General features: G+C 71.3%; 23 protein-coding genes. 16 read left to right on the forward strand and 7 right to left on the reverse strand.

Annotated features, from left to right (window positions below; all coding sequences use genetic code 11):
• Position 1 precedes the first annotated feature (1 nt).
• Together FJQ56_RS20835 and FJQ56_RS22300 are read right to left on the reverse strand one after the other, a co-directional pair.
• Entirely contained in the window at positions 2–2,122 is a 2,121-nt protein-coding gene (locus FJQ56_RS20835; protein WP_170215489.1) for a glycosyltransferase, read from the reverse strand.
• Positions 2,119–2,367: a hypothetical protein gene (locus tag FJQ56_RS22300; protein ID WP_170215490.1), complete on the reverse strand. Its 249-nt coding sequence runs from the start codon at positions 2,365–2,367 to the stop codon at positions 2,119–2,121. Before FJQ56_RS22300 ends, FJQ56_RS20835 begins: the two co-directional genes overlap by 4 nt.
• Positions 2,368–2,645: 278 nt before the next feature.
• On the opposite strand from FJQ56_RS22300, the gene FJQ56_RS20840 reads away from it, so the two are divergent.
• The 6 genes from FJQ56_RS20840 to FJQ56_RS20865 all read left to right on the forward strand — a co-directional run bounded on the left by FJQ56_RS20840 (position 2,646) and on the right by FJQ56_RS20865 (position 8,472).
• Complete coding sequence (locus tag FJQ56_RS20840) at positions 2,646–3,914, forward strand: hydroxyacid-oxoacid transhydrogenase (protein ID WP_140011544.1); 1,269 nt, start codon at positions 2,646–2,648, stop codon at positions 3,912–3,914.
• Positions 3,911–4,414: a DUF1648 domain-containing protein gene (locus FJQ56_RS20845; protein ID WP_140011545.1), complete on the forward strand. Its 504-nt coding sequence runs from the start codon at positions 3,911–3,913 to the stop codon at positions 4,412–4,414. Before FJQ56_RS20840 ends, FJQ56_RS20845 begins: the two co-directional genes overlap by 4 nt.
• Positions 4,415–4,660: 246 nt before the next feature.
• Positions 4,661–5,881: a class I SAM-dependent methyltransferase gene (locus tag FJQ56_RS20850; RefSeq protein ID WP_140011546.1), complete on the forward strand. Its 1,221-nt coding sequence runs from the start codon at positions 4,661–4,663 to the stop codon at positions 5,879–5,881.
• A gap of 5 nt (positions 5,882–5,886) precedes the next feature.
• Positions 5,887–6,912: a hypothetical protein gene (locus FJQ56_RS20855; RefSeq protein ID WP_140011547.1), complete on the forward strand. Its 1,026-nt coding sequence runs from the start codon at positions 5,887–5,889 to the stop codon at positions 6,910–6,912.
• 34 nt (positions 6,913–6,946) lie between these two features.
• Complete coding sequence (locus FJQ56_RS20860; protein WP_140011548.1) at positions 6,947–7,969, forward strand: DNA topoisomerase IB; 1,023 nt, start codon at positions 6,947–6,949, stop codon at positions 7,967–7,969.
• On the forward strand, positions 7,966–8,472 hold the full coding sequence (locus FJQ56_RS20865; RefSeq protein WP_140011549.1) for an O-acetyl-ADP-ribose deacetylase: 507 nt from the start codon (positions 7,966–7,968) through the stop codon (positions 8,470–8,472). The genes FJQ56_RS20860 and FJQ56_RS20865 overlap by 4 nt, the downstream gene beginning before the upstream one ends.
• A gap of 28 nt (positions 8,473–8,500) precedes the next feature.
• On the opposite strand, the gene FJQ56_RS20870 is transcribed toward FJQ56_RS20865, so the two are convergent.
• Together FJQ56_RS20870 and serC are read right to left on the reverse strand one after the other, a co-directional pair.
• A complete protein-coding gene (locus FJQ56_RS20870) occupies positions 8,501–9,325 on the reverse strand; it encodes a glutamate ABC transporter substrate-binding protein (RefSeq protein ID WP_140011550.1) in 825 nt (274 codons plus the stop codon).
• 164 nt (positions 9,326–9,489) lie between these two features.
• Positions 9,490–10,617 carry a phosphoserine transaminase gene (serC, locus tag FJQ56_RS20875; RefSeq protein WP_140011551.1) on the reverse strand — a complete coding sequence of 376 codons (1,128 nt, stop codon included), beginning with the start codon at positions 10,615–10,617 and terminating at the stop codon, positions 9,490–9,492.
• 48 nt (positions 10,618–10,665) lie between these two features.
• Here serC and FJQ56_RS20880 point away from each other — a divergent pair, with 48 nt between their 5' ends.
• From FJQ56_RS20880 to FJQ56_RS20890, 3 genes are all read left to right on the forward strand, one after another.
• Entirely contained in the window at positions 10,666–11,148 is a 483-nt protein-coding gene (locus FJQ56_RS20880; protein ID WP_140011552.1) for a GNAT family N-acetyltransferase, read from the forward strand.
• 8 nt (positions 11,149–11,156) lie between these two features.
• Positions 11,157–11,732 (forward strand): hypothetical protein, encoded by a 576-nt coding sequence (locus tag FJQ56_RS20885; RefSeq protein WP_246084287.1) that lies wholly within the window; start codon positions 11,157–11,159, stop codon positions 11,730–11,732.
• An 87-nt stretch (positions 11,733–11,819) separates the two neighbouring features.
• The gene (locus FJQ56_RS20890) at positions 11,820–12,425 is read left to right on the forward strand and encodes a VldE C-terminal domain-containing protein (protein WP_140011554.1); all 606 of its coding nucleotides are present in this window, start codon (positions 11,820–11,822) and stop codon (positions 12,423–12,425) included.
• A 540-nt stretch (positions 12,426–12,965) separates the two neighbouring features.
• Here FJQ56_RS20890 and FJQ56_RS20895 read toward each other — a convergent pair.
• Positions 12,966–14,174, reverse strand: a complete 1,209-nt coding sequence (locus tag FJQ56_RS20895; RefSeq protein ID WP_170215491.1) for an HNH endonuclease signature motif containing protein — start codon at positions 14,172–14,174, stop codon at positions 12,966–12,968.
• Positions 14,175–14,345: 171 nt separating this feature from the next.
• Between FJQ56_RS20895 and FJQ56_RS20900 the strand changes: the two genes are divergently transcribed.
• Complete coding sequence (locus FJQ56_RS20900) at positions 14,346–15,638, forward strand: DDE-type integrase/transposase/recombinase (protein WP_140011556.1); 1,293 nt, start codon at positions 14,346–14,348, stop codon at positions 15,636–15,638.
• A 153-nt stretch (positions 15,639–15,791) separates the two neighbouring features.
• Here the strand turns inward: FJQ56_RS20900 and FJQ56_RS20905 are convergent, their stop codons facing one another.
• Entirely contained in the window at positions 15,792–16,340 is a 549-nt protein-coding gene (locus FJQ56_RS20905; protein ID WP_140011557.1) for a GNAT family N-acetyltransferase, read from the reverse strand.
• A 372-nt stretch (positions 16,341–16,712) separates the two neighbouring features.
• Between FJQ56_RS20905 and FJQ56_RS20910 the strand changes: the two genes are divergently transcribed.
• A complete protein-coding gene (locus FJQ56_RS20910) occupies positions 16,713–17,417 on the forward strand; it encodes a hypothetical protein (protein WP_140011558.1) in 705 nt (234 codons plus the stop codon).
• Positions 17,418–17,523: 106 nt separating this feature from the next.
• Here FJQ56_RS20910 and FJQ56_RS20915 read toward each other — a convergent pair whose 3' ends face one another.
• The gene (locus tag FJQ56_RS20915; protein ID WP_140011559.1) at positions 17,524–18,627 is read right to left on the reverse strand and encodes a citrate synthase 2; all 1,104 of its coding nucleotides are present in this window, start codon (positions 18,625–18,627) and stop codon (positions 17,524–17,526) included.
• A 74-nt stretch (positions 18,628–18,701) separates the two neighbouring features.
• Here FJQ56_RS20915 and pdxH point away from each other — a divergent pair, with 74 nt between their 5' ends.
• From pdxH to FJQ56_RS20940, 5 genes are all read left to right on the forward strand, one after another.
• Positions 18,702–19,391: a pyridoxamine 5'-phosphate oxidase gene (gene pdxH, locus FJQ56_RS20920; protein WP_140011560.1), complete on the forward strand. Its 690-nt coding sequence runs from the start codon at positions 18,702–18,704 to the stop codon at positions 19,389–19,391.
• Between the two features lie 24 nt (positions 19,392–19,415).
• The gene (locus tag FJQ56_RS20925) at positions 19,416–19,889 is read left to right on the forward strand and encodes a CAP domain-containing protein (protein WP_140011561.1); all 474 of its coding nucleotides are present in this window, start codon (positions 19,416–19,418) and stop codon (positions 19,887–19,889) included.
• Between the two features lie 58 nt (positions 19,890–19,947).
• Complete coding sequence (gene prfB / locus FJQ56_RS20930) at positions 19,948–21,066, forward strand: peptide chain release factor 2 (RefSeq protein ID WP_140011562.1); 1,119 nt, start codon at positions 19,948–19,950, stop codon at positions 21,064–21,066.
• A 59-nt stretch (positions 21,067–21,125) separates the two neighbouring features.
• Positions 21,126–21,713 carry a hypothetical protein gene (locus FJQ56_RS20935; RefSeq protein WP_140011563.1) on the forward strand — a complete coding sequence of 196 codons (588 nt, stop codon included), beginning with the start codon at positions 21,126–21,128 and terminating at the stop codon, positions 21,711–21,713.
• Between the two features lie 68 nt (positions 21,714–21,781).
• On the forward strand, positions 21,782–22,378 hold the full coding sequence (locus tag FJQ56_RS20940) for a hypothetical protein (protein ID WP_140011564.1): 597 nt from the start codon (positions 21,782–21,784) through the stop codon (positions 22,376–22,378).
• The last annotated feature ends 18 nt before the right edge of the window (positions 22,379–22,396 follow it).

Here is a 22,396-nt window from a genome sequence, read left to right on the forward strand (position 1 = left end):
ATCAGCCCTCGTCCAGACCGTGCTCGGTCTTTTCCCAGTAGAAGGGGTTGGTGAAGAGCTGGATGAAGCCCTTCCAGGCCGCCCAGCTCATCAGGCCCCAGTAGAGCGGGGACAGCATCGCGGTCCGGGTCAGGCCGAACTCACCGCGCTGCAGGCTGCCGGCCACGTTGAGGTAGATGAAGATGAAGTTGCCGACGAAGAGCATCAGGCTGGCGGCGTAGAAGATCAGGCTCGGGTAGATGTCCTCGATGAAGCCCCACTGGCACACCACGTAGATGGTGGTGAGGGCCCAGAAGATCGGGTTCATCAGCAGGACGAACGCCGAGCCCATGGTCAGGTTGAAGGACAGGAAGCCCCGCAGACCGGTCTGGCGGAACAGCTGCACCGGGTGACGCATGTGCACGAGCCAGGTCTGGAAGTAGCCCTTGTTCCAGCGCGAGCGCTGACGGATCCAGTTGCCGACCTTGGAGTTGGCCTCCTCCAGCGTGGTGGAGTCGATCATCGCGGTGCGGAAGCCCTCGCGGTGCAGGCGGATGCCGAGGTCGGCGTCCTCGGTCACGTTGAAGGGGTCCCAGGCGCCGAGCTCACGCAGGATCGAGGTCTTGAAGTGGTTGGAGGTGCCGCCCAACGGGATCGGCGACTCCGAGGCACCCATGGCCGGCAGGACCAGCTCGAAGTGCATGGAGTACTCGTTGGCGAACCACGACGTGAGGATGTTCTGGTCCTGGTTGAAGTGGTTGAGCTTGCCCTGCACGCAGACGACGTTGTCGGGCACGTGGTCGAAGGCGATCAGCGCCTTCTTGAGCTGGTCGGGGTCGGGGCGGTCCTCGGCGTCGAAGATGACGGTGAAGGTGCCGGTCGCGAGCTGCAGCCCGTAGTTGCAGGCCTTCGGCTTGGTCTTCGGCTGGCTGTCGGGCACCACCACGAGGTGGAAGTGCGGCGGGAGCGCGAGCTCCTTGATCTTGGCGATCGTCTCGTCGTCGTCCTCCTCGCAGAGGAGCTTGACGTCGAGCCGCGTGCGCGGGTAGTCGAGCGCGTTGATGTCGCGCACCAGGCGCGGCACGATCCCGGCCTCCTTGTAGAGCGGCACGAGGATCGTGTAGACGGGCAGGGTCCGCTCGTCGAGAGCAGCGATCTCCTCGTCGGTGACGTCGGTCTCGAGGTGCGTGCCGAGGGCCCGCAGCGTGAGTCGGAACTTGTAGACCGACACGAAGAAGTAGACGAAGCTGCAGACGCCGACGATCCCGATCGCGGTGGTGGTCGGCCAGATCACCGCGGCGACGACCAGGAGCACGGCCGCGGTCACGAAGAAGGCCTTCTGGACCGACGAGAACACCACGTGGGCCGACTGCTCGGGGAAGTTGTCCATGAGGAACTGCGTCGAGGTGTCGGAGTAGTGGCTGCTGTGGACCCGCTGGAGCAGCTGGTCGAGGTCGGTGCGGTTGGCGAGGAGCTGGCGGAAGGGCTGACCGAGCGCCGCCTCGACCTGGACGGCGTCGTCGGTCGACAGCGGCCGGGCGACCGCGAGGAAGACCTCGCCGTCGCTCTCGGCGACCGGGACGACCTGCAGGGTGCGGGCCAGCCGCTCGGGGAGCCGGCGCGACAGGTCGTAGTCGGGCTCGAAGTCGGCCAGGCCGACTCGCTGCAGCTGGTGCATCTCGGACAGGGCCGCGACGAGCACGTCCTCGGAGATCGACTCGTGCGACACCAGGATGTCGCCCAGCGGGTCGCCGGTGCGGGAGTGCTCGAGCATCGCGCGCTGCAGCTGCTCGGGGGTGACCAGGCCGCTGCGGGTCAGCATCTGGGCCATCTGCATGCGGCTGCGACGGGCCTCGGGCGACTCGACCTCGGCCTCGACGGGCGGGTAGGCCTCGTCGATGACCTCGTTGATCTCGTTGACCGTGTGGCGCACCAGGATGACCGGCCGGTCGAGGCGCTCGGACACGACGTGCTCGGTGATCGAGTCGTCGGCGTCGGCCGCCGCGACCAGGACGTGACCCTCGTGGACGACGTACGGCATCACTCGGAAGGTGCGGCAGATGCCCTCGGGGATGGCGTGCTGGAGGTCGGCCTCGATGCCGTCGGAGAGCCGCGGCAGCGAGCGCGTGATCGTGGTGGTCACTGGGTGCCGGCTCCGAATCCGTGGTGCGCGACGCCCGAGCCGACGACCGGCCCGGACGACGCCGGGCGGTCGGCCCGCGGTCGCATGACCAGGTAGGCGATGAGCGCGACGCCGAGCAGGATCAGCGGCGCGATCAGGAACGCCAGGAAGACCACGACGAAGATCACCAACGTGACGAGAAGGCCGACTGTCGCGGCGCCGACGGACTTGCCCGCCGGGCGTGACGCGGACGTCTGGACCGACATGATTGAACCCCCCTAGTGCGTCGAGTCCGCCTGTCCCTTGAATGGCGGTCCTCGACATGTATCGATAAGCAGTAACCCATGGGGGTGAGACACGGTTCAACAAGCGCCGAGTAACAGGTTCTGTTGCCTTGGCGGGCCGGGGGAGTCGAGCCCGGAGGTTCGCTCAAGGTGACCTCAAGCACTGCTCAAGGAAGGGGCAAGACCCCTGGTCGCCCGGGCCTCCGGCGGCGGTGACGGGGTCTCGCGGTCGGCGCCGGCCCGGCGCTTAGGGTGGCTGGGTGAGCGAGACCGTCTTCACCTACGCAGCCCCCGCCCTGAAGTTCGGCTCCGGTGCCTCCGCCGAGATCGGGCACGACCTCGCCGCGCTGGGGGCGCGGCGGGTGCTGCTCGTCACCGACGCGGGCGTCGCCGCGACCGGTCATCCCGCGCGGATCGCCGAGCAGATCGGCGCCCGGGGACTCGACGTGACGACGTACGACGCGGCGAGGGTCGAGCCGACCGACGAGTCGCTCGCGCACGCGATCGCCTTCGCGCGCGACGCGGGCCCCTTCGACGCGATCGTCGCCGTCGGTGGCGGATCCTCGATCGACACCGCCAAGGCGGTCAACCTGCTCACCACCAACCCGGGCGAGCTGATGGACTACGTCAACGCCCCAGTCGGCCGCGCGCAGGCGCCGACGCAGCCGCTGCTGCCGCTGGTCGCCGTACCGACGACGACCGGGACCGGCAGCGAGAGCACCACCATCTGCGTGCTCGACGTGCTGTCGTTGCACGTCAAGACCGGCATCAGCCACCCGAGGCTGCGCCCGACGATGGCCGTCGTCGACCCCTCGCTGACGCTGACCCAGCCCGCGCTGGTCACGGCCGCCGCGGGGATGGACATCCTGTGTCACGCGCTCGAGAGCTACACCGCGCGCTGGTACGCCGACTTCGAGGCCAAGCAGCCCGAGCAGCGGGTGCCCTACTGCGGCGCCAACCCGATCGCCGACCTGTGGTCGGAGCGGGCGATGTCGTTGCTGGCCGGGTCGTTCCGGGCCGCCGTCGCCGAGGGCTCCGACGTGTCGGCCCGTGAGCAGATGTCGCTGGCCGCGACGTTCGCCGGGCTGGGCTTCGGCAATGCCGGGGTGCACGTGCCCCACGCCAACGCCTACCCGATCGCCGGTCGGGTGCGCGGCTACCGCCCCGACGGCTACCCGCCCGAGGAGCCGATCGTGCCGCACGGCATGGCGGTCTCGCTGACGGCTCCCGAGGCCTTCCGCTTCACCTTCGACGCCGCCCCCGAGCGTCACCTCGCGGCGGCGCGGCTGCTCGACCCGACGCTGTCGTCGTCGGCGTCCGGGCCCGACGTGCTGCCCGGCGTGCTCTCGGCGCTGATGCGCGACGTCGGGATCCCCAACGGCCTGGCCGAGGTCGGCTACGGCGACGCCGACGTCGATGCCCTGGTCGAGGGCTCGCTGCAGCAGCAGCGACTGCTGGCCACCGCACCCAAGGCCGTGACCGCCGACGACCTCGCCGGCGTCTTCCGCGGGTCCATGGAGCACTGGTGACGGCGCTCGCCCTGCGTGGCCTCTACCTCGGCGCGGTCACCGCGTACGCCGGGGTCGTGCTCATCGTCTCGCTGGCGCTGCCCGACCGGGCGCCCCTGCACTTCGGGCCCACCGGCGAGGCCGACTCCTACGGGTCGCGGGGCCAGGTGGCCTTGATGTTCGTGGTGATCGGGGTGGCGCTGGTCGCCGTGTTCGCCGCCAGCGGGTGGCTGGTCCGTCGCGGGTCGACGACCTGGCTCAACGTGCCCGCCAAGGACTGGTGGACCGCGACGCCCGAGCGGGAGCAGACGATGCGCGCGATGCTGGCGGCCGACTTGCACGCCGTCGGGACCGCGACCTTCCTGCTGCTGGCGGCCGTCGTGGCGATGTTCGGTCGCGCCGCCCGCGACGACGCCGGGCTGGGCGCGGGGTTCTGGGTGCTCGTCGGGCTGTACCTGGCCGCGGTGCTCGGGTGGGGGGTCTACTCGTCGCGGGTGCGCTACCGGCCGACGTCGGAGTAGGGCTGGGTGGGTCGGCTGGGGTGGTCTCGAGGCTCGGCCGCGGGCGGCCTCGCACCTCGACCGGCGTGGGGTGGGGTTGGGTGGGTCGGCGGCGGGGGTCTCGAGGCTCGACCGGCGTGGGGTCTCGAGGCTCGACCGGCGTGGTGCGACCTAGGGTGGTGGGGTGAACCCCCGCCACCGTCGCCTCGTGATCTCGTTGGCGTTGGTGGGACTGCTGGTGATCGTCGTGATCGCGGCGGCGGTCAAGTGAGCGACGCGAGGGCGCTGGTGCGTGAGGCGCTGCTCGACGCCGACGGGCTGGTGCGGGCCGTCGCCTCGGGCCGGCGCAAGGAGGCCGCACCGGTGTGGCGCCGGGTGGAGGCGCGCTACGTCGACCTCAAGGCCGGGCGGCACCTCCAGGCCACGTCGTACGACGCCACGCAGGCACACACCGCCAACCACGCCGCCGGGGCCGCGGCGGCGGAGGCGGTCGACGCCCTGCTCGCCGAGCCGTTCGGCAACTGGCACCTCGAGACCGCCACGCACACCCACCAGGTGCGGATCACCAAGCGCGGCGAGTGGCTCGCGTCGAGCAAGGCGCGGGCGCAGGCGGCCCCCGTCGAGCACGACCACGACCGCACCAAGGACCGGCTGCTGCCCCTCGACGACCCGCTCTACCGCGCGCTCGGCCTGGCCGGGGCCGACGGGCGGATCAAGCCGACCCGGATGGCCAAGGTGCGCCAGGTCGAGGAGTTCCTGCGCCTGCTCGACGCGGCCGTCGCCGACGCGCTCGCCACCGGTCACCTGCGCCGGCCGACGCCCGAGAAGCCGTTGCGGGTCGTCGACCTCGGCTGCGGCAACGCCTACCTGACGTTCGCGGCGCAGCGCTACCTCGGCGGGGTGCTGGGCCTGCCGGTCGCGATGACCGGTGTCGACGTCAAGGAGCAGTCCCGCGAGCACAACACGCGGGTGGCGGCCGAGCTCGGCATCGAGGCGGGGTTCGTCGTCGGCACGATCGCCGACGCCGTCGTCGACCCCGCACCCGAGGTCGTGCTGGCCCTGCACGCCTGTGACACCGCCACCGACGAGGCCCTGGCCCGTGCGGTCGGGTGGGACGCCGCGCTGGTCCTGGCCGCGCCCTGCTGCCACCACGACGTCGCCGCCCAGCTGCGGCGCCAGCCGACGCCGGCGCCGTACGCCGAGCTGACCCGGCACGGCATCCTGCGCGAGCGTCTCGCCGACACCCTCACCGACGCGCTGCGGGCCTCGCTGATGCGGCTGGAGGGCTACCGCGTCGACGTCGTGCAGTTCGTCGGCAGCGAGCACACGCCGCGCAACACGATGCTGCGCGCCGTACGCACCGGCGTGGTCGCCGACGCCTCGCGCCAGGAGGCGCGCGACGACTACGAGGCGCTGGTCGCCGAGTGGCGCCTGACGCCCCGGCTGGCCGAGCTGCTCGCAGCCGGCCGGCCGCACGACCGGGCATGAGGCGCGTGGGTCGTCTCCTGACGGCGGCGGTCGCCCTGCCGTTCGTCGTCGGTCTCGCAGCGGCCGACGCAGCACCCCCGGCCCGGGTCGAGCTGACCTTCGCCGACCCCGCCATCGTGGAGTCCAGCGGGCTGGTCGCGCGCGACGGACTCGTGGTCACGGTCAACGACTCGGGCGACACCGGGCGGGTCTTCACCGTCGACCGGGGCACCGGCGAGACGGTCGGGGTGACCACCTGGAGCGACGACCCCGAGGACGTCGAGGCCGTGGCGCCCGCCGGTGACCGCTTCCCCGGTCAGGTCTGGGTCGCCGACACCGGCGACAACCTGGAGCAGCGCGACACGGTCAGCGTGACCCGGGTGCCGGTCGGTCGGGGCGACCGCGACGTGCGAGGTGAGGTCACGACGTACGAGCTGGTCTATCCCGACGGTCCGGCCGACGCCGAGACGCTGCTGGTGCAGCCCTCGAGCGGCCGGCTGGTCGTGGTGACCAAGGGCGTCTTCGGCGGTGACGTGCTGCTGGCGCCGGCGCGGCTCGACCCCGACCGGCCCAACCGGATGCGCCTCATCGGCAGCGCCCGGGCGATCGCCACGGACGGCTCGTTCTGGCCCGACGGCCGCCACCTGATCGTGCGCGGCTACTCCTCCGCCACGGTCTACACGTGGCCGGCGCTCGCGCAGGTCGCCCGCTTCACGCTGCCCGAGCAGCAGCAGGGCGAGGGCATCGCCGTCGACGAGGACGGCGTCGTGCTGATCAGCAGCGAGGGGGCACGCTCCGACGTGCTCCGGGTGCGGCTGCCGCGGGTGGTCGCGCGGGCGGTGCGACCGGCCCCGCCCACCTCCACGCCGACCTCGTCGCCGTCCTCGGCGCCGAGCTCGACGACCGATCCGGGGTCTCGACAGGCTCGACCACCGAGTGGCTCCTCGAGTAGCTCGTCGGGTGACCGACCGGTGTGGCCGTGGGCGGTCGGCGGCGCCGTCGGGCTCGTCGCCCTCGGTCTGCTCGGGCGCTGGCTCCGTCCTCGTGGGTGAGGTCGCTCACCGCGCCGCTGCCTAGGCTCGGCGCGTGGTCCGTCTCCGCCGTACGTCGCCCGACCAGCCGGGCTGGACCCGCCGGCGCGCGGGCCGCGGCTTCGTCTACCTCGACCAGCGCGGCGACCGGCTGCCGCCCGAGGACGCGGCGCGGGTCAAGGCGCTGGCGATCCCGCCGGCCTACCGCGACGTGTGGATCACGCCGTACGCCAACGGGCACCTGCAGGCCGTCGGCATGGACGACGCGGGCCGGCGACAGTACCTTTACCACCCCGAGTGGCGGCTGCGCCGCGACGCGGAGAAGTTCGAGCGGATGCTGCTGTTCGGCAAGGGCCTGGTCAAGGCCCGCGAGCTGGTGCTGGCCGACCTGGGGCGTGAGGGCATGCCGCTGGAGCGCGCCTGCGCGGCGGCCGTCCGGTTGCTCGACCTGGGCTACTTCCGCATCGGCAACGACGTCTACGCCGACGCCAACGGGTCCTTCGGCCTCACGACGATCGAGCGGCGACACGTGAAGCGTCACCAGGACAAGCTCGTCTTCACCTTCACCGGCAAGTCCGGCGTCGACCACCGCATCGAGATCGACGACGAGACCGTGATCGAGGCCGTCGAGATCATGCGACGCCGCCGGGCCAAGGACGACCCGCGGCTGATGGCCTACCAGCTGGGCCGGTCGTGGCGCTCGGTCATCCCCGACCTGGTCAACACCTACGTCCGCGAGACGACCGGGCTCGAGGCGACGGCCAAGGACTTCCGCACCTGGCACGCCACCGTCCTGGCCGCCGCGGCCCTGGCCGAGACGCCCGAGCCCGGTCACACCAAGGCGTCGCAGAAGCGGGCGGTCTCGGGCGCGATGAAGGAGGTCTCCGAGTTCCTCGGCAACACCCCGACGCTCGCGCGCTCGGCGTACGTCGACCCGCGGGTGATCGACGCCTACGAGCGCGGCCACACGATCCACCGGGCGACCCGACGGACCTACGACAACCCCGACGTGCGGCAGGCGGCCCTGGAGCGGGCGACGCTCACGCTGATCAAGTCCGTGGCGGCGGGCAACTCGTGACCGCCGAGGTCACCGTCGTCCCGGGCGACATCACCGTCCAGGACGTCGATGCCGTCGTCAACGCGGCCAATCGGGCGATGCGCGGCGGGGGAGGCGTCGACGGCGCGATCCACCGGGCCGGCGGACCCGCGGTGCTCGAGGACTGCCGGCGACGGTTCCCGCGCGGCCTGGCCACCGGCGACGCGGGTTGGACGACGGCCGGCGAGATGACCGCTCGGTGGGTGATCCACGTGGTCGGGCCGAACTTCTCGGCCGGTGAGACGGACCGCGCCCTGCTGGTCTCGTGCTACACCCGCGCCCTCGCGGTGGCCGACGAGCTCGGCGCGCGCACCGTGGCGTTCCCGCTCGTGTCGGCCGGGGTCTACGGCTGGCCCCTCGACGACGCGGTCGCGGCCGCCGTCGACACGCTGCGCGCGACCCCGACCTCGGTCACCGAGGCGCGTCTCGTGGCCTTCGGCCCTGCGGCGTACGACGCCGTGGCGGCGGCCCTCGCAGCCCGGTAGCGCGTCGACGCCCGGGTCGGCCTGCAGGTCACCGGGCGCGCGTGCCGCTCGGGACGGGAGGCAGCGGCGCGGCGAAGCCGGAGGCGCCCAGGTGGCGATCAAAGCTGGCCTGCCAGGTGCCGTCGTCGATGGCGCGCTGGAGGATGTCGTTGACGACGGCGACGTCGGGGGAGCCCTGGGGCAGCCCGATGCCGTAGTAGTCGGTCGAGAACGGCGACCCCACCAGGCGCAGCCTCGTGGCGTGCTTCTTCGCGAACCCGGCCAGCACGGCATCGTCGGTCGTGACCGCGTCGACCCGCCCCGCGAGGAGGAGGTCGACGCACGCGGCGATGTCGTCGGCGCCCTTGAGGACCGCGCGGCGGGAGAACTCGGCCTCCTGGACCCGTGCGAGCTCGGCCGAACCGCGGGTGCCGCACACGGTCTTGCCGTTCAGGCTCCGCGGCCCGCTGATCTCGGACTTCCTCGCGACGAGCAGGTCCTGTCCGGCGACGAGGTAGGGCCCGGCGAAGTCGACGGCCTTCGCCCGCTCGGTCGTGATCGTGTAGGCCGACACCACCATGTCGACCTCGCCGGTGCTCAGCGCCTGCTCACGGTCGTCGTCGGGCAGCGCCCGGAAGGTCACCTGGCGGTCGCTCCACCCGAGCCTCCTGGCGACGTACGACGCCATGTCGACGTCGAAGCCGCTGAAGCTGCCGTCGGCCTTCTCGGCGGAGAGGCCGGGGCGGGCGTCGCTCACGCCGATGACGATGCGGGCGTCGTCGGAGGCCTTGGCGTCGTCGTCGTTCGAGCAGGCGGAGACCGAGGTCGCCAGCACGGCGAGGACGGCAGCTGCACGAGCAGCCTTGCTGAACATGTGATCTCCCCTGGATGGACCGCGGCTCGCGCAGCACGCGGCGCGGTCGACTCGACGACCATGCTCGCAGTCGGGCGTGCACAAGGTGTCCACGCTGCGGTAACGGGTCGGGCACGCCCCGTCGTCAGTCCTCGCGAGGCTGGCGCGCTGGGTCTCGCGCTGGGTCAGAGGCGCTCGACCACGTGGTCGATGCAGCGGGTGAGGGCCTCGACGTCGGCGGGGTCGACCGCGGGGTACATGGCGATCCGCAGCTGGTTCTGACCGAGCTTGCGGTAGGGCTCGGTGTCGACGACGCCGTGGGCGCGCAGGACCGCGGCCACCGCCTCGGCGTCGACGGACTCGTCGAAGTTGACGGTGCCGATGACCAGCGAGCGGTGGGCCGGCTCGGCGACGTAGGGGTGGGCGTACGACGCGCGCTCGGCCCAGCCGTAGAGGACGTCGGAGGACGCGGTGGTCCGTTGGACCATGCCGGCGAGGCCACCCTCGGCGTTCATCCAGTCCAGCTGCTCGGCCATCAGGAACAGGGTGGCGACCGACGGGGTGTTGTAGGTCTGGTTCTTGGTGGAGTTGTCGATCGCCGTCGGCAGGTCGAAGAACGCCGGGACGTGCCGGTCGCTCGCCGCGATCCGCGCGGCCCGCTCGAGCGCGGCCGGGGAGAAGAACGCCAGCCAGAGGCCGCCGTCGGAGGCGAACGACTTCTGCGGCGCGAAGTAGTAGACGTCGGTCTCGGTCAGGTCGACGGGCAGGCCGCCGGCGCCGGAGGTAGCGTCGATGAGCACCAGGGCGGCGTCGGGGCCGTCGGGTGACGTGCCGGCCGGGCGGACGACGGGGGTCATCACCGCGGTGGACGTCTCGTTGTGGGCCCACGCGTAGGCGTCGATGCCGTCCTCGGCCACGGCCACCGTCGCGGTGCCCGGGGCGGTGGTGATGACCGACGGGTCCTGCAGCCACGGGGCGGACGTCGCCGCGGCGGCGAACTTCGAGGAGAACTCGCCGTTGGCCAGGTGCTGCGAGCGACGCTCGATCAGCCCGTGGGTGGCGACGTCCCAGAACGCCGTGGCGCCCCCGTTGCCGAGCACGACCTCGTAGCCGTCGGGCGCCGAGAAGAGCTCGGCGAGGCCGGTGCGCACGCGGCCGACCAGGTCGCGCACGGGGGCCTGGCGGTGCGAGGTGCCCATCAGGGACCGGCCCGTCGCGGCGAGGGCGTCGAGGTGTGCCGGCTGGATCTTCGACGGCCCGGCCCCGAACCGTCCGTCGGCGGGCAGCAGGTCGGCGGGGATCTCGATCGTCACGGGTCCTAGTGTGTCAGCGCCCCGGTTTCCGACCCTCGAGGAGTCCAGATGCGCCTGGAGCGGGTCGGCTACGGCCACCCCGACGTGCTGAGCCTCGTCGAGCGGGTCCAGGCCTTCTACGCCGATCGCTACGGCACCCCCGACGCGACGCCGCTGGACCCGTCGATGTTCGAGCCCCCGGAGGGCAGCTTCTACGTCGGGTACGACGACGTGGGCGGCCTCGGCGTGCCGATCGCGACCGGTGCGTGGCGGCGGTCGTCGGTCGAGGTGTTCGGGACAGCCCGCACCGCCGAGGTCAAGCGGATGTACGTCGTGCCCGAGGCCCAGCGACGGGGACTGGCCCGACGCATGCTCGCGCACCTCGAGGCGTCGGCCGCCGAGGCCGGGGCCGAGGCGATGGTGCTCGAGACGGGCGTCAAGCAGCCGGAGGCCATCGAGCTCTACGTGTCGGCGGGCTACCAGCCGGTCCCGGGGTTCGGGTTCTACCTGGACTCCCCGCACAGTCGGTGCTTCGGCAAGGACCTGCGATGAGGCTGCCCATGAAGGCGGCTCAGGGGGTGCGCGACGGGTCGATCACCCTGGCGTTCCGCCGCTGGCAGCGCCAGGACGTCAAGCCCGGTGCGGTGTTCACCTCGTCGTCGGGCCTGGTGCGGGTGACCTCGGTCGAGGTCGTCGACGCCGACGCGATCGCCGACGAGGACGCCGTGCTGGCCGGCTGGGCCGACGCCGACCGCCTGCGCCGCCGCTTGGCCGGGGACGCCGACTGGCCCACCTACCGCGTGGGCGTGGAGTGGGCGGGGGAGGACCCCCGCCTCGCCCTGCGCGCCAGCGCCGACCTGACCGACGCCGACGTCGCCGACCTCGACAAGCGCCTGGAGCGGCTCGACCGCGCCAGCAGCCACGGCGCCTGGACGATGGCGACGCTCCGGCTGGTCGAGGCCCACCCCGAGCGTCGCGCCCCCGACCTGGCCGAGATGGTCGGACGCGAGACCGCGCCGTTCAAGATCGACGTACGCAAGCTCAAGGGCCTCGGCCTGACGATCAGCCACCGGGTGGGCTACGAGATCTCGCCGCGCGGTGCGGCGTACCTGACGCGCACCACCCGCGCGGGCTGACCCGTCCGGGCCGTGCGCGCTCGCCGTCCGGTCAGACTTCGCACGATCGGCTCACGTCGTCACGGGTCTTGACCTAGCGTGCGCGGCATGACTCGGTCCCCACGCCCGGTCGAGGTGCTGGTCGCCCTGCTCGCAGCGGCGCTCCTGCTCTCCATCGCCCCCGCCCACGCCCTGGTGCACGCCGGGGCCAAGGTCTCGCTGCCCCTCGAGGACCTGGCCCGCTACGAGGAGCCCGGAGACTGCACCCCCACCGTGAAGCCCGGTACCCGGGTCCTCAGCAGCTGGCTGGTGCAGCACTACGCCAGCAGGACCACGATGACGCGGGCCTGCGAGTGGGGCGAGCACGTGACGTCGGAGCACCAGGAGGGCCGCGCCATCGACTGGTTCTCCGACGCCGCCACGAGCAAGGGCATGCGCGCCTCCCGCCGGCTCATCGACGGGCTCGTCGCCCCGGACCGGTGGGGCAACGTGGCCGTGCGAGCCCGCCGGATGGGGATCATGTACATCATCTGGAACGACCACATCTACTCCGCGTGGAACGGCTTCCGTCCCGGGCCCTACCTGCACTCGGGGTGCAAGACCCTCACCAAGTGCTCCAAGACGCTGCGCCACCGCGACCACGTCCACATCTCGCTGACCCGCGCCGCCGCCCGCGGCAAGACGTCGTGGTTCGACGGTCGGCTCGAGAAGTAGTGCGCCGGTCGGTCGAGCTCGGCCCCGTCTGCGTGACGGGCCGCCCGACGTCACCGGGGGGCGGTTGGGGCGGGCCGTCGCTCTGGTTCGCGTGCGTGCCTGGGGGCAAGGCGGAGAAGAACCGTCAACACGTCGACCTGCGCCCCACCTCGAGCCACCCGGACGAGGTACGTCGGCTGGTCTCGTACGGAGCGATCCTTGCCAGTGACGACCGGGGGCTGCGGTGATGGCCGATCCCGAGGGCAACGAGTTCTGCGTCGAGTGAGACCGGCCCGACCATGGTGCGCCGGAAGCCGTCGGGAGGCTGCCTCTGTGTGGCTGCCCTCGTGGTGCGCGTCCGATGTCGTTGATCGTCTGGCGTGCTCAGGGTGCGTGCATTCGCGGTGCCGGCGGTCCGAGGTCCTACCTGTTCGTCTCCCGAGGGTCGCCGGTGCCGTGGGTGCGTGGCATCAGTGCGCGAAGCGTCCGAGACCTTCGGACACGGGCCCCTAGGCATGCCGGTGGCCCCGCGGTCCTGGTGGACGGCGGGGTGTGGGGCGGTCAGGGTCGTCGGCGTCGGTCGACGGTGTAGGTCGCGCCGGTGGGGCTGGTCCACTCGTAGAGACCGGGTTCGAGCATCCGGTAGGACCAGCGGCCGTGGGTCTTGGCACGGTGGTGGCGTCTGCAGAGCATGGCGAGGTTGTGAGCGCTGGTTGGTCCGCCGAGGTCGAAGGGGTGGATGTGGTCGAGGTCGACGTGGCGTCTGCCGCAGTCGGGGAACACGCACGTCCGGTCGCGTAGGTGGACCTGTTCGCGGATCGTCTCGGTGGGGCGGTACGCCGTGGTGGTCGGGTCGGAGGCGAGGTCGATGACGGGCTTGATGGTGACCTTGGTGCCAGCGGTCTCGCACCACTGGCGGACTTGCTCGACCAGGACCGGGGTGAGGGTGTTGTCCAGGACCGCTGAGGTGTCCTCGGCGGTGAGGTGGGCGTAGATCGTCACGCCTCTGCTTGCCCCAATGGTGTCGAGGTCGAGGGTGAGCTGGTGGCGGGCCATCTCGCCGAGGGCTTGGGAGCGGCGTACGTCGAGGGTCTCGGTGGAGCCGAGGTCGGCCAGCACCTGGGCGCCCTCGCGCAGGGCGGTCTCGAGGTCGAGGGCGTCGGCCAGGTCGAGGGTGGCGGTGACCTCGACGGTGCCGGTGGTGGTGGCGTCGGTGAGGTGGACCGAGGCGTGGCGTCCCTCGGCGGCGACCAGGCGGCGGCGTTCGGCCTCGGCGGGGTCGTAGGCCGCTCGGGCGGAATCCACGGCTCGGTCGACCTGGGCCCAGGAGCAGGTGTGCAGGAACGGGGAGATGACCCGGTCCACATGGGTCGCACCCGCGGGTGGCAGGGCGATGGTCTGCTCGGCGACCCGGAACACCTTCCACAGCGAGACCTCCAGACCCACGACCCTCGCGTAGAGCCGCGGCAGCCGGTGGCGCAGCTCGAGGGCCTTGCCCAAATAGGCCAGGCCACCGTCGGTCGACATCCCCAACGACAACGCCAGGTCCAGGGCGGCGTACTCACCGATCACAGGGCAGCCGGGTCCGCCCAGGTGCAGGGCCGGCTCGACCATCGGGTCCAGCAGCTCGGCCGCCTCAGCATCGTCGGCGGTGTTGGCCACCGCCCAGTCCAGCACCGCGGTCAGGGTCGCGACCTGGTCACGCGCCTCGGCCTGTCGGCGCGTGCGCACGGACTCGAGCAGCGGGTCGCTGCTGCGGAGGCGGGTCATGGTCGGCATGCGATCGTCTTAGCATGTATTCGAACAGATGATCGAGTCAAATGTGAGGTGGTGGATACACCAGTTGGCATGTCGCAAGACATAGGTGACAGTTCTGGATCAGGACATCGGTGACACCTGAATGGGGCTAGGTGGTGACACTTCGGACCTGAGGCTCGGGCGGTGGCTGTTAATGAACCCATCGATCCCCGTGTTCGTCTCGCGATCTCGCAGTGGCCTGATGATGCGCCCCGTGGCGCGGTCTCGACGTTCTGCGCCGAGCACGGCATCTCACGTAAGTCGTTCTATGAGCTGCGCAAGCGGGCGAAGGTCGATGGGCCTGCCTCGGTGCTCGAACCCCGGTCCAGGCGGCCCAGGTCGAGCCCCTCGAAGTTGACCGATGAGGTCAAGGCCCACGCGATCCAGGTTCGTGCAGCGTTGGAGTCCTCGGGGCTCGACTACGGGCCGATCAGCGTGCACGACAAGATGCACGCGATGGGCTTGGACCCGGTGCCCTCCACGGCGTCGCTGGCCCGGATTTTCCGCGAGGCTGGTCTAGCCAGGCTCGAGCCGAGGAAGAAGCCACGCTCGGCTTGGCGACGGTTCGTCTACCCGGCTCCGAACGCGTGCTGGCAGCTCGACGCGACCGAGTACGTCCTGACCGGCGGTAGGAAGTGTGTGATCTTCCAGCTGATCGATGATCACTCCCGCTACGCGGTCGCCTCCCACGTGGCATCGAGCGAAACCGCAGCCGACGCGATCACCGTGTTCGACAAGGCCGTGGCCGCTCACGGCGTGCCACAGCGGCTGCTCTCGGACAACGGGATCGCACTCAACCCCTCGCGTCGCGGGCACCTTGGCCGACTCGTGGTCCACGTGATGGCGCTGGGGACCGAACCGATCACCGGCAAGCCCTACAAGCCGACCACCCAGGGCAAGAACGAACGGTTCCACCAGACGTTGTTCCGCTACCTCGACAAGCAGCCCCTGGCCACCGACCTCGACGAACTCCAGACCCAGGTCGACGCCTTCGACCACATCTACAACACCGAACGCGGACACCAAGGACTACCCGGCCGGATCACCCCGCTGGCCGCCTGGGAGGCAACCGTGAAGGCTGAAGCGCCACGCCCCGCCCAGGAGCGGCTCGTCCCTCATCAATCGCCCCGCACCCGGCCAGCACCGGTGCCGGTGCCGGTGCCGCTCGACCTTCCCGACGACACCCACGTCAGGAAACTGAGCAGCGTCGGGGCATTCATGCTCGACAAGGTCTTCTACATGGTCGGTGCCCGCCACGGCTTCCATCAGGTCCTGGTCACCACCCACGGCGACGAGCCTGGCGGCAAGATCACCATCACCGACCTGCAAGGCGAAGTCCTCATCGAGCACACCAGGCCAGCACCAGGCGTGACCTACGTCGGCAACGGAAGACCTCGCGGGCCTCAACAACACCGACCAGCGTCACCGAAGTCCTGACACACCAACCGTCACCCGTGTCCTGATGCGGAACTGTCACCGCTGACCTGAGACATCACAGGGATGGATGAACCAGTCCACCACCCGAACCGTCACCTTTGTGTTGATGCAGAACGGTCGCCGAAGTCCCGAGACATCCCACGATCTGGGGCCTCAGCCCCACCAGTCCTCGGCGCGGACCTCGTAGTCGACCTCTCCGAGCTCGGCGCCGGGGAGCGGGTCTTCCCACTGCTCGACGCGGGCGCCGACCTGGACGAGTCCCACCTTCTCGAGCACCGCTCTCGAGTCGGTGTTGACGGCCATCGTCTCGGCGACGACCCGCTCGAGCCCGACGGTCCCGAAGCCGTGTGTCAGAAGGGCTCTCGCCCCCTCGGTCGCCAGGCCGCGCCCCCACGCGTCGCGGCGCAGCCGGTAGCCCAGCTCGGCGGCGTCCGGGTCGTCGTCGACGACGTTGAGCGACCACCAGCCCAGGAACGCGTCGGTCGCCGCGTCGAAGCCCACCCAGTAGCCGATACCGCGCTCGTCGGCGTCCTCACGGGTCCGGCGCGGCATCCAGGTGCCGACGACCTCCTCGCGGCTCAGCGGACGGCCCCAGACGAAGCGCAGCACCTCGGGGTCGGCGTCCAGCTCGACCAGCAGCTCGGTGTGCGCGAGCGTCAGCGGGTCGAGCCGGATCCGCGCGGTGCGCAAGGTCGGTCGCACGGTTGGATCCTGCCCCAAGAACGACCCGACCGCAGCGCCGGTGGACGGACGCTGCGGTCGGGTGGTCTCGAGACGGTCGCTAGCGCGACCTCCTCGACCAGCGTGTGGCCCGGTCGCCCGGCGCCCTCGATCAGGGTCGGCTCAGCCGGCCCACTCGGCCTCGTCGGCCTGGCGCGGATGGGCCTCGGGATCTCGCCGCGGGGGCGCCTACCTCGCGCTCACCCTGCGACCAGGCTGACCGCCTGACGCGCGGACCTGCCCGAACGACGATGACCCGACTCGGCCGACATCGGTCTAGACCCGTGGTCCCGAGCGACCGTCGATCCGGCCGTTCGCCTGCGTCCCGGCGGGGGGAAGGGGTGCACTACGCCCATGACCATCCTCACCTCCGGCCGGTACGCCACCGTGACCTCGACCCTCGCCCTCGTCGTCGCGCTCGGCGGCACGAGCTATGCCGCCACGCAGATCACGACCTCGCAGCTCAAGGACAACGCCGTGACCTCGCCGAAGATCAAGGACGGCGCCGTGACGGGCCTGGACGTCAAGGAGTCGAGCCTGGGCACCGTCCCGTCCGCGACCAAGGCGACGACCGCGTCCAAGGCGACCACGGCGTCGCGCGCGACCCTCGCCGACCAGGCCAAGAAGGCCACCACCGCCGACACGGCGACCACCGCCGGCGCGGTCAACGGCGTCGTCCCGAGCAAGGTGTTCCTCTACACCAACGACTCGGTGGCCGACCAGGTCCTGTTCAGCGGGGCAGGGCTGACGATCAGCGCGAGCTGCGACGCGCCGAGCTTCAACCTCGACCTGGTGGCGACCACCTCGAAGAACGGCTCCTACTTCAGCATCGTGGGCGTCGCCGACTCCAACCCCACCGCCACCGTCCAGGCGGACGCCGAGAACGGCAGCATGCAGGTCGGCGCCCCCATCGACCTGCTGCTCGGTGACGACGGGGACACCTTCCAGTCGACCTTCACCTACAGCAACGCGGACGGCTCGGTCGTCACCGGCGACCTCGCCTCCGACGTCGGCGCTCCGACGTGCTCGGTCCGCGGAATGGTCCTGGCGAGCGCCTGAGCAGGCACCCGGAGACGACTCGACCGCAGCACCCACCGTGGTGGGGCTGCGGTCGCTGTCGTGACGTCGTGACGCTGCTAGCGCGGTCGCGCTGCGCCGGGCCTGCTCAGCCGGCCCACTCGGCCTTCCAGCCGTCGACCTCGTCGGCCTTGCGGGAGGCGGGGCCGGTATAGATCGCCGAGGGGCGGATCAGCCGGCCGGTGCGCTTCTGCTCCAGGATGTGCGCGGACCAGCCGCCGGTGCGGGCACAGGTGAACATCGCGGTGAACATGTTGGACGGGACCTCGGCGAAGTCGAGGACGATGGCTGCCCAGAACTCGACGTTGGTCTCGAGGACGCGGTCGGGACGACGCTCGCGCAGCTCCTTGAGCGCGGCCTGCTCGAGGGCCTCGGCTACTGCGTAGCGGGGAGCGTCGAGCTCCTTGGCCGTACGACGCAGCACGCGGGCGCGCGGGTCCTCGGCGCGGTAGACGCGGTGGCCGAAGCCCATCAGCCGTTCGCCCTTGTCGAGCAGGCCCTTGACGTAGGCGGTCGCGTCGCCGGACCTCTCGACCTCCTCGATCATGGTGAGCACGCGGGCCGGGGCGCCACCGTGCAGCGGGCCGCTCATCGCGCCGATCGCGCCGGAGAAGGCCGCGGCCACGTCGGCACCGGTCGAGGTGATGACGCGCGCGGTGAAGGTGGAGGCGTTCATGCCGTGCTCGGCCGCGCTGCTCCAGTAGGCGTCGATCGCGTGGGCGTGCTTGGGATCGGCCTCGCCCTTCCACCGGATCAGGAACTTCTCGGCGAGCGTGCCACCGGCGTCGACGGCCTTCTGCGGGACGACCGGCTGGTTGAGGCCGCGAGCCGACTGGGCGGCGTAGGAGAGGACCATGACGGCGAGCCGGCCGATGTCCTCGCGCGCCTGGTCGTCGGAGATGTCGTAGGTCTGGCCGAAGCCGAAGGCCGGCGCCAGCATGGCCACCGCGGCCTGCACGTCGACGCGCACGTCGCCGGTGTGGACCGGGAGGTTGTAGGGCTCGGCGGGGGCCAGGCCCGGCTGGTAGGCGCCGTCGATGAGCAGGCCCCAGACGTTCTCGAAGGGCACCCGCCCGACGATGTCCTCGATGTCGACGCCGCGGTAGCGCAGCGCGGAGCCTTCCTTGTCGGGCTCGGCGATCTCGGACTCGAAAGCGACGACTCCCTCGAGTCCGTGGTGTACCTCGGTCATACGTCGCTCCTAGCGGTTCGTGAGAGGCCTCTTTGCGTCGCTCGGCATTGTGCCGCACGCACTACGGTCGACCCATGGGTGACCCTGGTGCGGACCGCGACCTCAGCAGTGACCTCAGCAGTGACCTCGCCGCAGCCCGGCAGGAGTACGCCGCGGGTGGGCTGGCCGAGGACGACCTGGCGGCCGACCCGGTCACGATGTTCGGGCGCTGGTACGACGACGCGCGGGCCGCCGGTCTGCACGAGCCCAACGCGATGGTCGTGGCCACCGTCGGCGCCGAGGGGCAGCCGACCGCCCGGACCGTGCTGCTCAAGGGCGTCGGCCCCGACGGGTTCCGCTTCTTCACCAACCAGGCCTCGCGCAAGGGCCGCGAGCTCGCGGCCCAGCCGCGGTGCTCGCTGCTGTTCCCGTGGCACCCGCTCGAGCGGCAGGTGCGCGTCGACGGCGTGGCCGAGCCGCTGCCGCGGGCCGACGTCGAGGCCTACTTCGCCCAGCGGCCACGGGGCTCCCGGCTCGGCGCGTGGGCCTCGCACCAGTCGCGCGAGGTGGCCGGCCGGGACGCCCTCGCGGCGTCGTACGACGAGGTCGAGTCGAGGTTCGCGGGCACCGATGACGTGCCGCCGCCCGAGGAGTGGGGCGGCTACCTGGTGCGGCCCCAGGTCGTGGAGTTCTGGCAGGGCCGGCCGAGCCGGATGCACGACCGGCTCGTCTACCGGCGCACGCCCGGTGCCGACGGCTGGACCACGGCGCGGCTCGCGCCCTGACTCCCGCGGTGGCACGATGAGGTGATGCGTCGACCTCTCGGACTGATGGTTCTCCTGGCCCTTCTCGGCATCCTCACCGCGGGGCTGGTCGCCGTGCCGGCTCCCGCGCAGGCCGCACCCAGCGCCGCCAAGTACCTCGTGGAGGCCCGCACGTACACCAACCACGAGCGCACCATCCGTGACCGCCCCGCGCTGGCCAACAGCGAGTGCCTCGCGCGCTTCGCGCGGGCCCAGGCGGCGCGGATGGCCAAGGCCGGACGGATCTTCCACACCCAGGACTTCGCCGCGATCGGTCGCACCTGCGGGCTGCGCGCCTGGGGCGAGAACGTCGCCCAGGCCGTCGGCAGCGACACCGGCAAGGGCGTCGTGCGGATGTGGATGGGGTCCAGCGGCCACAAGGCCAACATCCTCAACACCACCTACCGCCACTTCGGCATGGGCGCCGTCTACCGCGGCGGCCGGTGGTGGGTCGTGCAGGTGTTCGGCCGCCGTGCCTGACCGGCGGGCCTGACCGCCGATCTCACGATCCTCGCGTGTCCTAGTAGCCTCGATCCTTGTGGCAGGCCCTGACTTCGAGACCGAGATCAAGCAGCTCCAGGCGACGATGCACACCATCGGCCAGGTGCTCGACCTCGATGGCATGCGCGTCGAGATCGACGACCTCGGCGAGCAGGTCGCGGCCCCCGACCTCTGGGACGACGTCGACCGGGCGACCGGCATCACCGGCCGCCTCTCGGCGCTCCAGGGCACGCTCGACCGCTTCCACGAGCTCGAGACCCGCATCGAGGACGCCGGGCTCATGCACGAGATGGGCCAGGAGGAGGGCGACGCCGACTCCCTCGAGGAGGCCGCACGCGAGCTCGACAAGGTGCGCAAGGCCGTCGAGAGCCTGGAGGTCCGCACCCTGCTCAACGGCGAGTACGACGCCCGCGAGGCCCTGGTGTCGATCCGCTCCGGCGCCGGTGGCGTCGACGCCGCCGACTTCGCCGAGATGCTGATGCGCATGTACGTCCGCTGGGCCGAGCAGCACGACTACAAGGTCGAGGTCTTCGAGACGTCGTACGCCGAGGAGGCCGGCCTGAAGTCCGCCACCTTCGCGATCCACGCGCCCTACACCTACGGCACGCTGTCGGTCGAGGCCGGCACCCACCGCCTGGTGCGGATCAGCCCGTTCGACAACCAGGGTCGTCGGCAGACGTCGTTCGCCGCGGTCGAGGTCGTCCCGGTGCTCGAGCAGACCGACGAGATCGACATCCCCGACGAGGACATCCGCACCGACGTCTACCGCTCCGGCGGCCCGGGCGGTCAGTCCGTCAACACGACCGACTCCGCGGTGCGGCTCACGCACATCCCGACCGGCACCGTCGTGTCCTGCCAGAACGAGAAGAGCCAGCTGCAGAACAAGGCCAGCGCCATGGTCGTGCTCAAGGCCAAGCTGCTCGCGCGCAAGAAGGCCGAGGAGAAGGCCCACCTCGACTCGATGCGCGGCGACGTGCAGGCCAGCTGGGGCGACCAGATGCGCAACTACGTGCTCAACCCCTACCAGATCGTCAAGGACCTCCGCACCGGCTACGAGGAGGGCAACCCCTCCACCGTGTTCGACGGCGACCTCGACGGCTTCCTCGAGGCCGGCATCCGGTGGCGTCGGGGCTCCGAGAAGGCCGACGAGAACTAGGCCGAACCCCACGGTTCGTTCCTGCGCGCCCACGGGTGATCGTGTGTCAAGGTGTGCGCGTGAAGACCCGGCTCGGCCTCGTCGCCGCCACCCTGACCGCAGGACTCCTCATCAGCGCCGCCCCGTCGGCCCACGCCGAGACCTGGCGGCACACCGACGCCACCGGTGACGTCCGCGTGGCCGAGCTCGAGGAGGGCACACCGGATCCGCTGCCGTCGGCGGTCGACCGCCACGAGCGGCGGGGCGACATCACGCGGGTGACCGCCACCTACACCCGTGACAGCCTGCGGGTGGCGACGTCGCTGCGGGCCTTCGACAACGCCGACAACCGGATCCAGGTGCGGATCTTCACCTCGCACTCCTCGACGTTCGACCTGGTGCACGTCCGCCGGGGCGCGCAGGTCACCACGGCCTTCACGCGCTCCTACCGCGCCCAGGAGTGCGAGGGCCTCCGGGTGACGCCCACGGCGTCGGGTGTCGTCGCCACCGTCCCGCGCAGCTGCCTCGTCGGGGCCTACCGGGTGCGGGTGGGCGTGCTGACCAACACCTACGACCGCTCCTACGAGCGCGGCACGAGGGACGACGCGCTGCGCACCGGCGTCACCTCCGCCACGCCGCGCCTCGGCTCCTGGATCGCCGCGGGCTAGGTGAGCGGGCTGACGCTCGAGTCGACTCGAGGGGTGACGTGGCTCGCACGGTGTGGCACCGTGCGGAGATGACACCCCTGCGGTCGTTCCTTCTCGCCTGCGTGACGACGGCGCTGCTGATGGCCGCGGTGCCCGCTGCGGACGCCCAGACCTGGCGCCACGCCGACGCCGTGGGCGACGCCCAGGTCACCCGCTACGACGACGACGGCCAGCTCGACGAGCCCGTCGTCGACCCGCAGGAGCGGCGCGGCGACCTCACCAACCTGAGGGTCACCTACACCGCCCAGACGCTGCGGATGGCCATCAGCGTCCGGTCGCAGCGCATCGCCATCCAGGACGTGCTCATCAAGGTCGTCTCGTCGCGCGGCTACACCTACCGGATGGTCCTCGAGTACTTCATCGAGAACTCCCTCTCCATCACCCGCAACGGCTACCGCTACGAGTGCGAGGGGCTCAAGGCCACCAGGACGCAGGCCGGCTACGTGGTCACGGCCCCGAGGTCCTGCTTCGACGACGCCTACCGGATCAGGGTGGGCGTCCAGACCGACTTCAGCACCGACAATGCCGAAGAGACTGGCGACGCGGGGACCTACGACGACGCCCTGCGCACCGGCAGGTACACCAAGAACAAGCCCAAGCTCAGCCCGTGGATCGTCGCGGGCTGATCGACCGGGACGGTCGGT

It is taken from the genome of Nocardioides plantarum, from assembly GCF_006346395.1.
GTDB lineage: Bacteria > Actinomycetota > Actinomycetes > Propionibacteriales > Nocardioidaceae > Nocardioides > Nocardioides plantarum.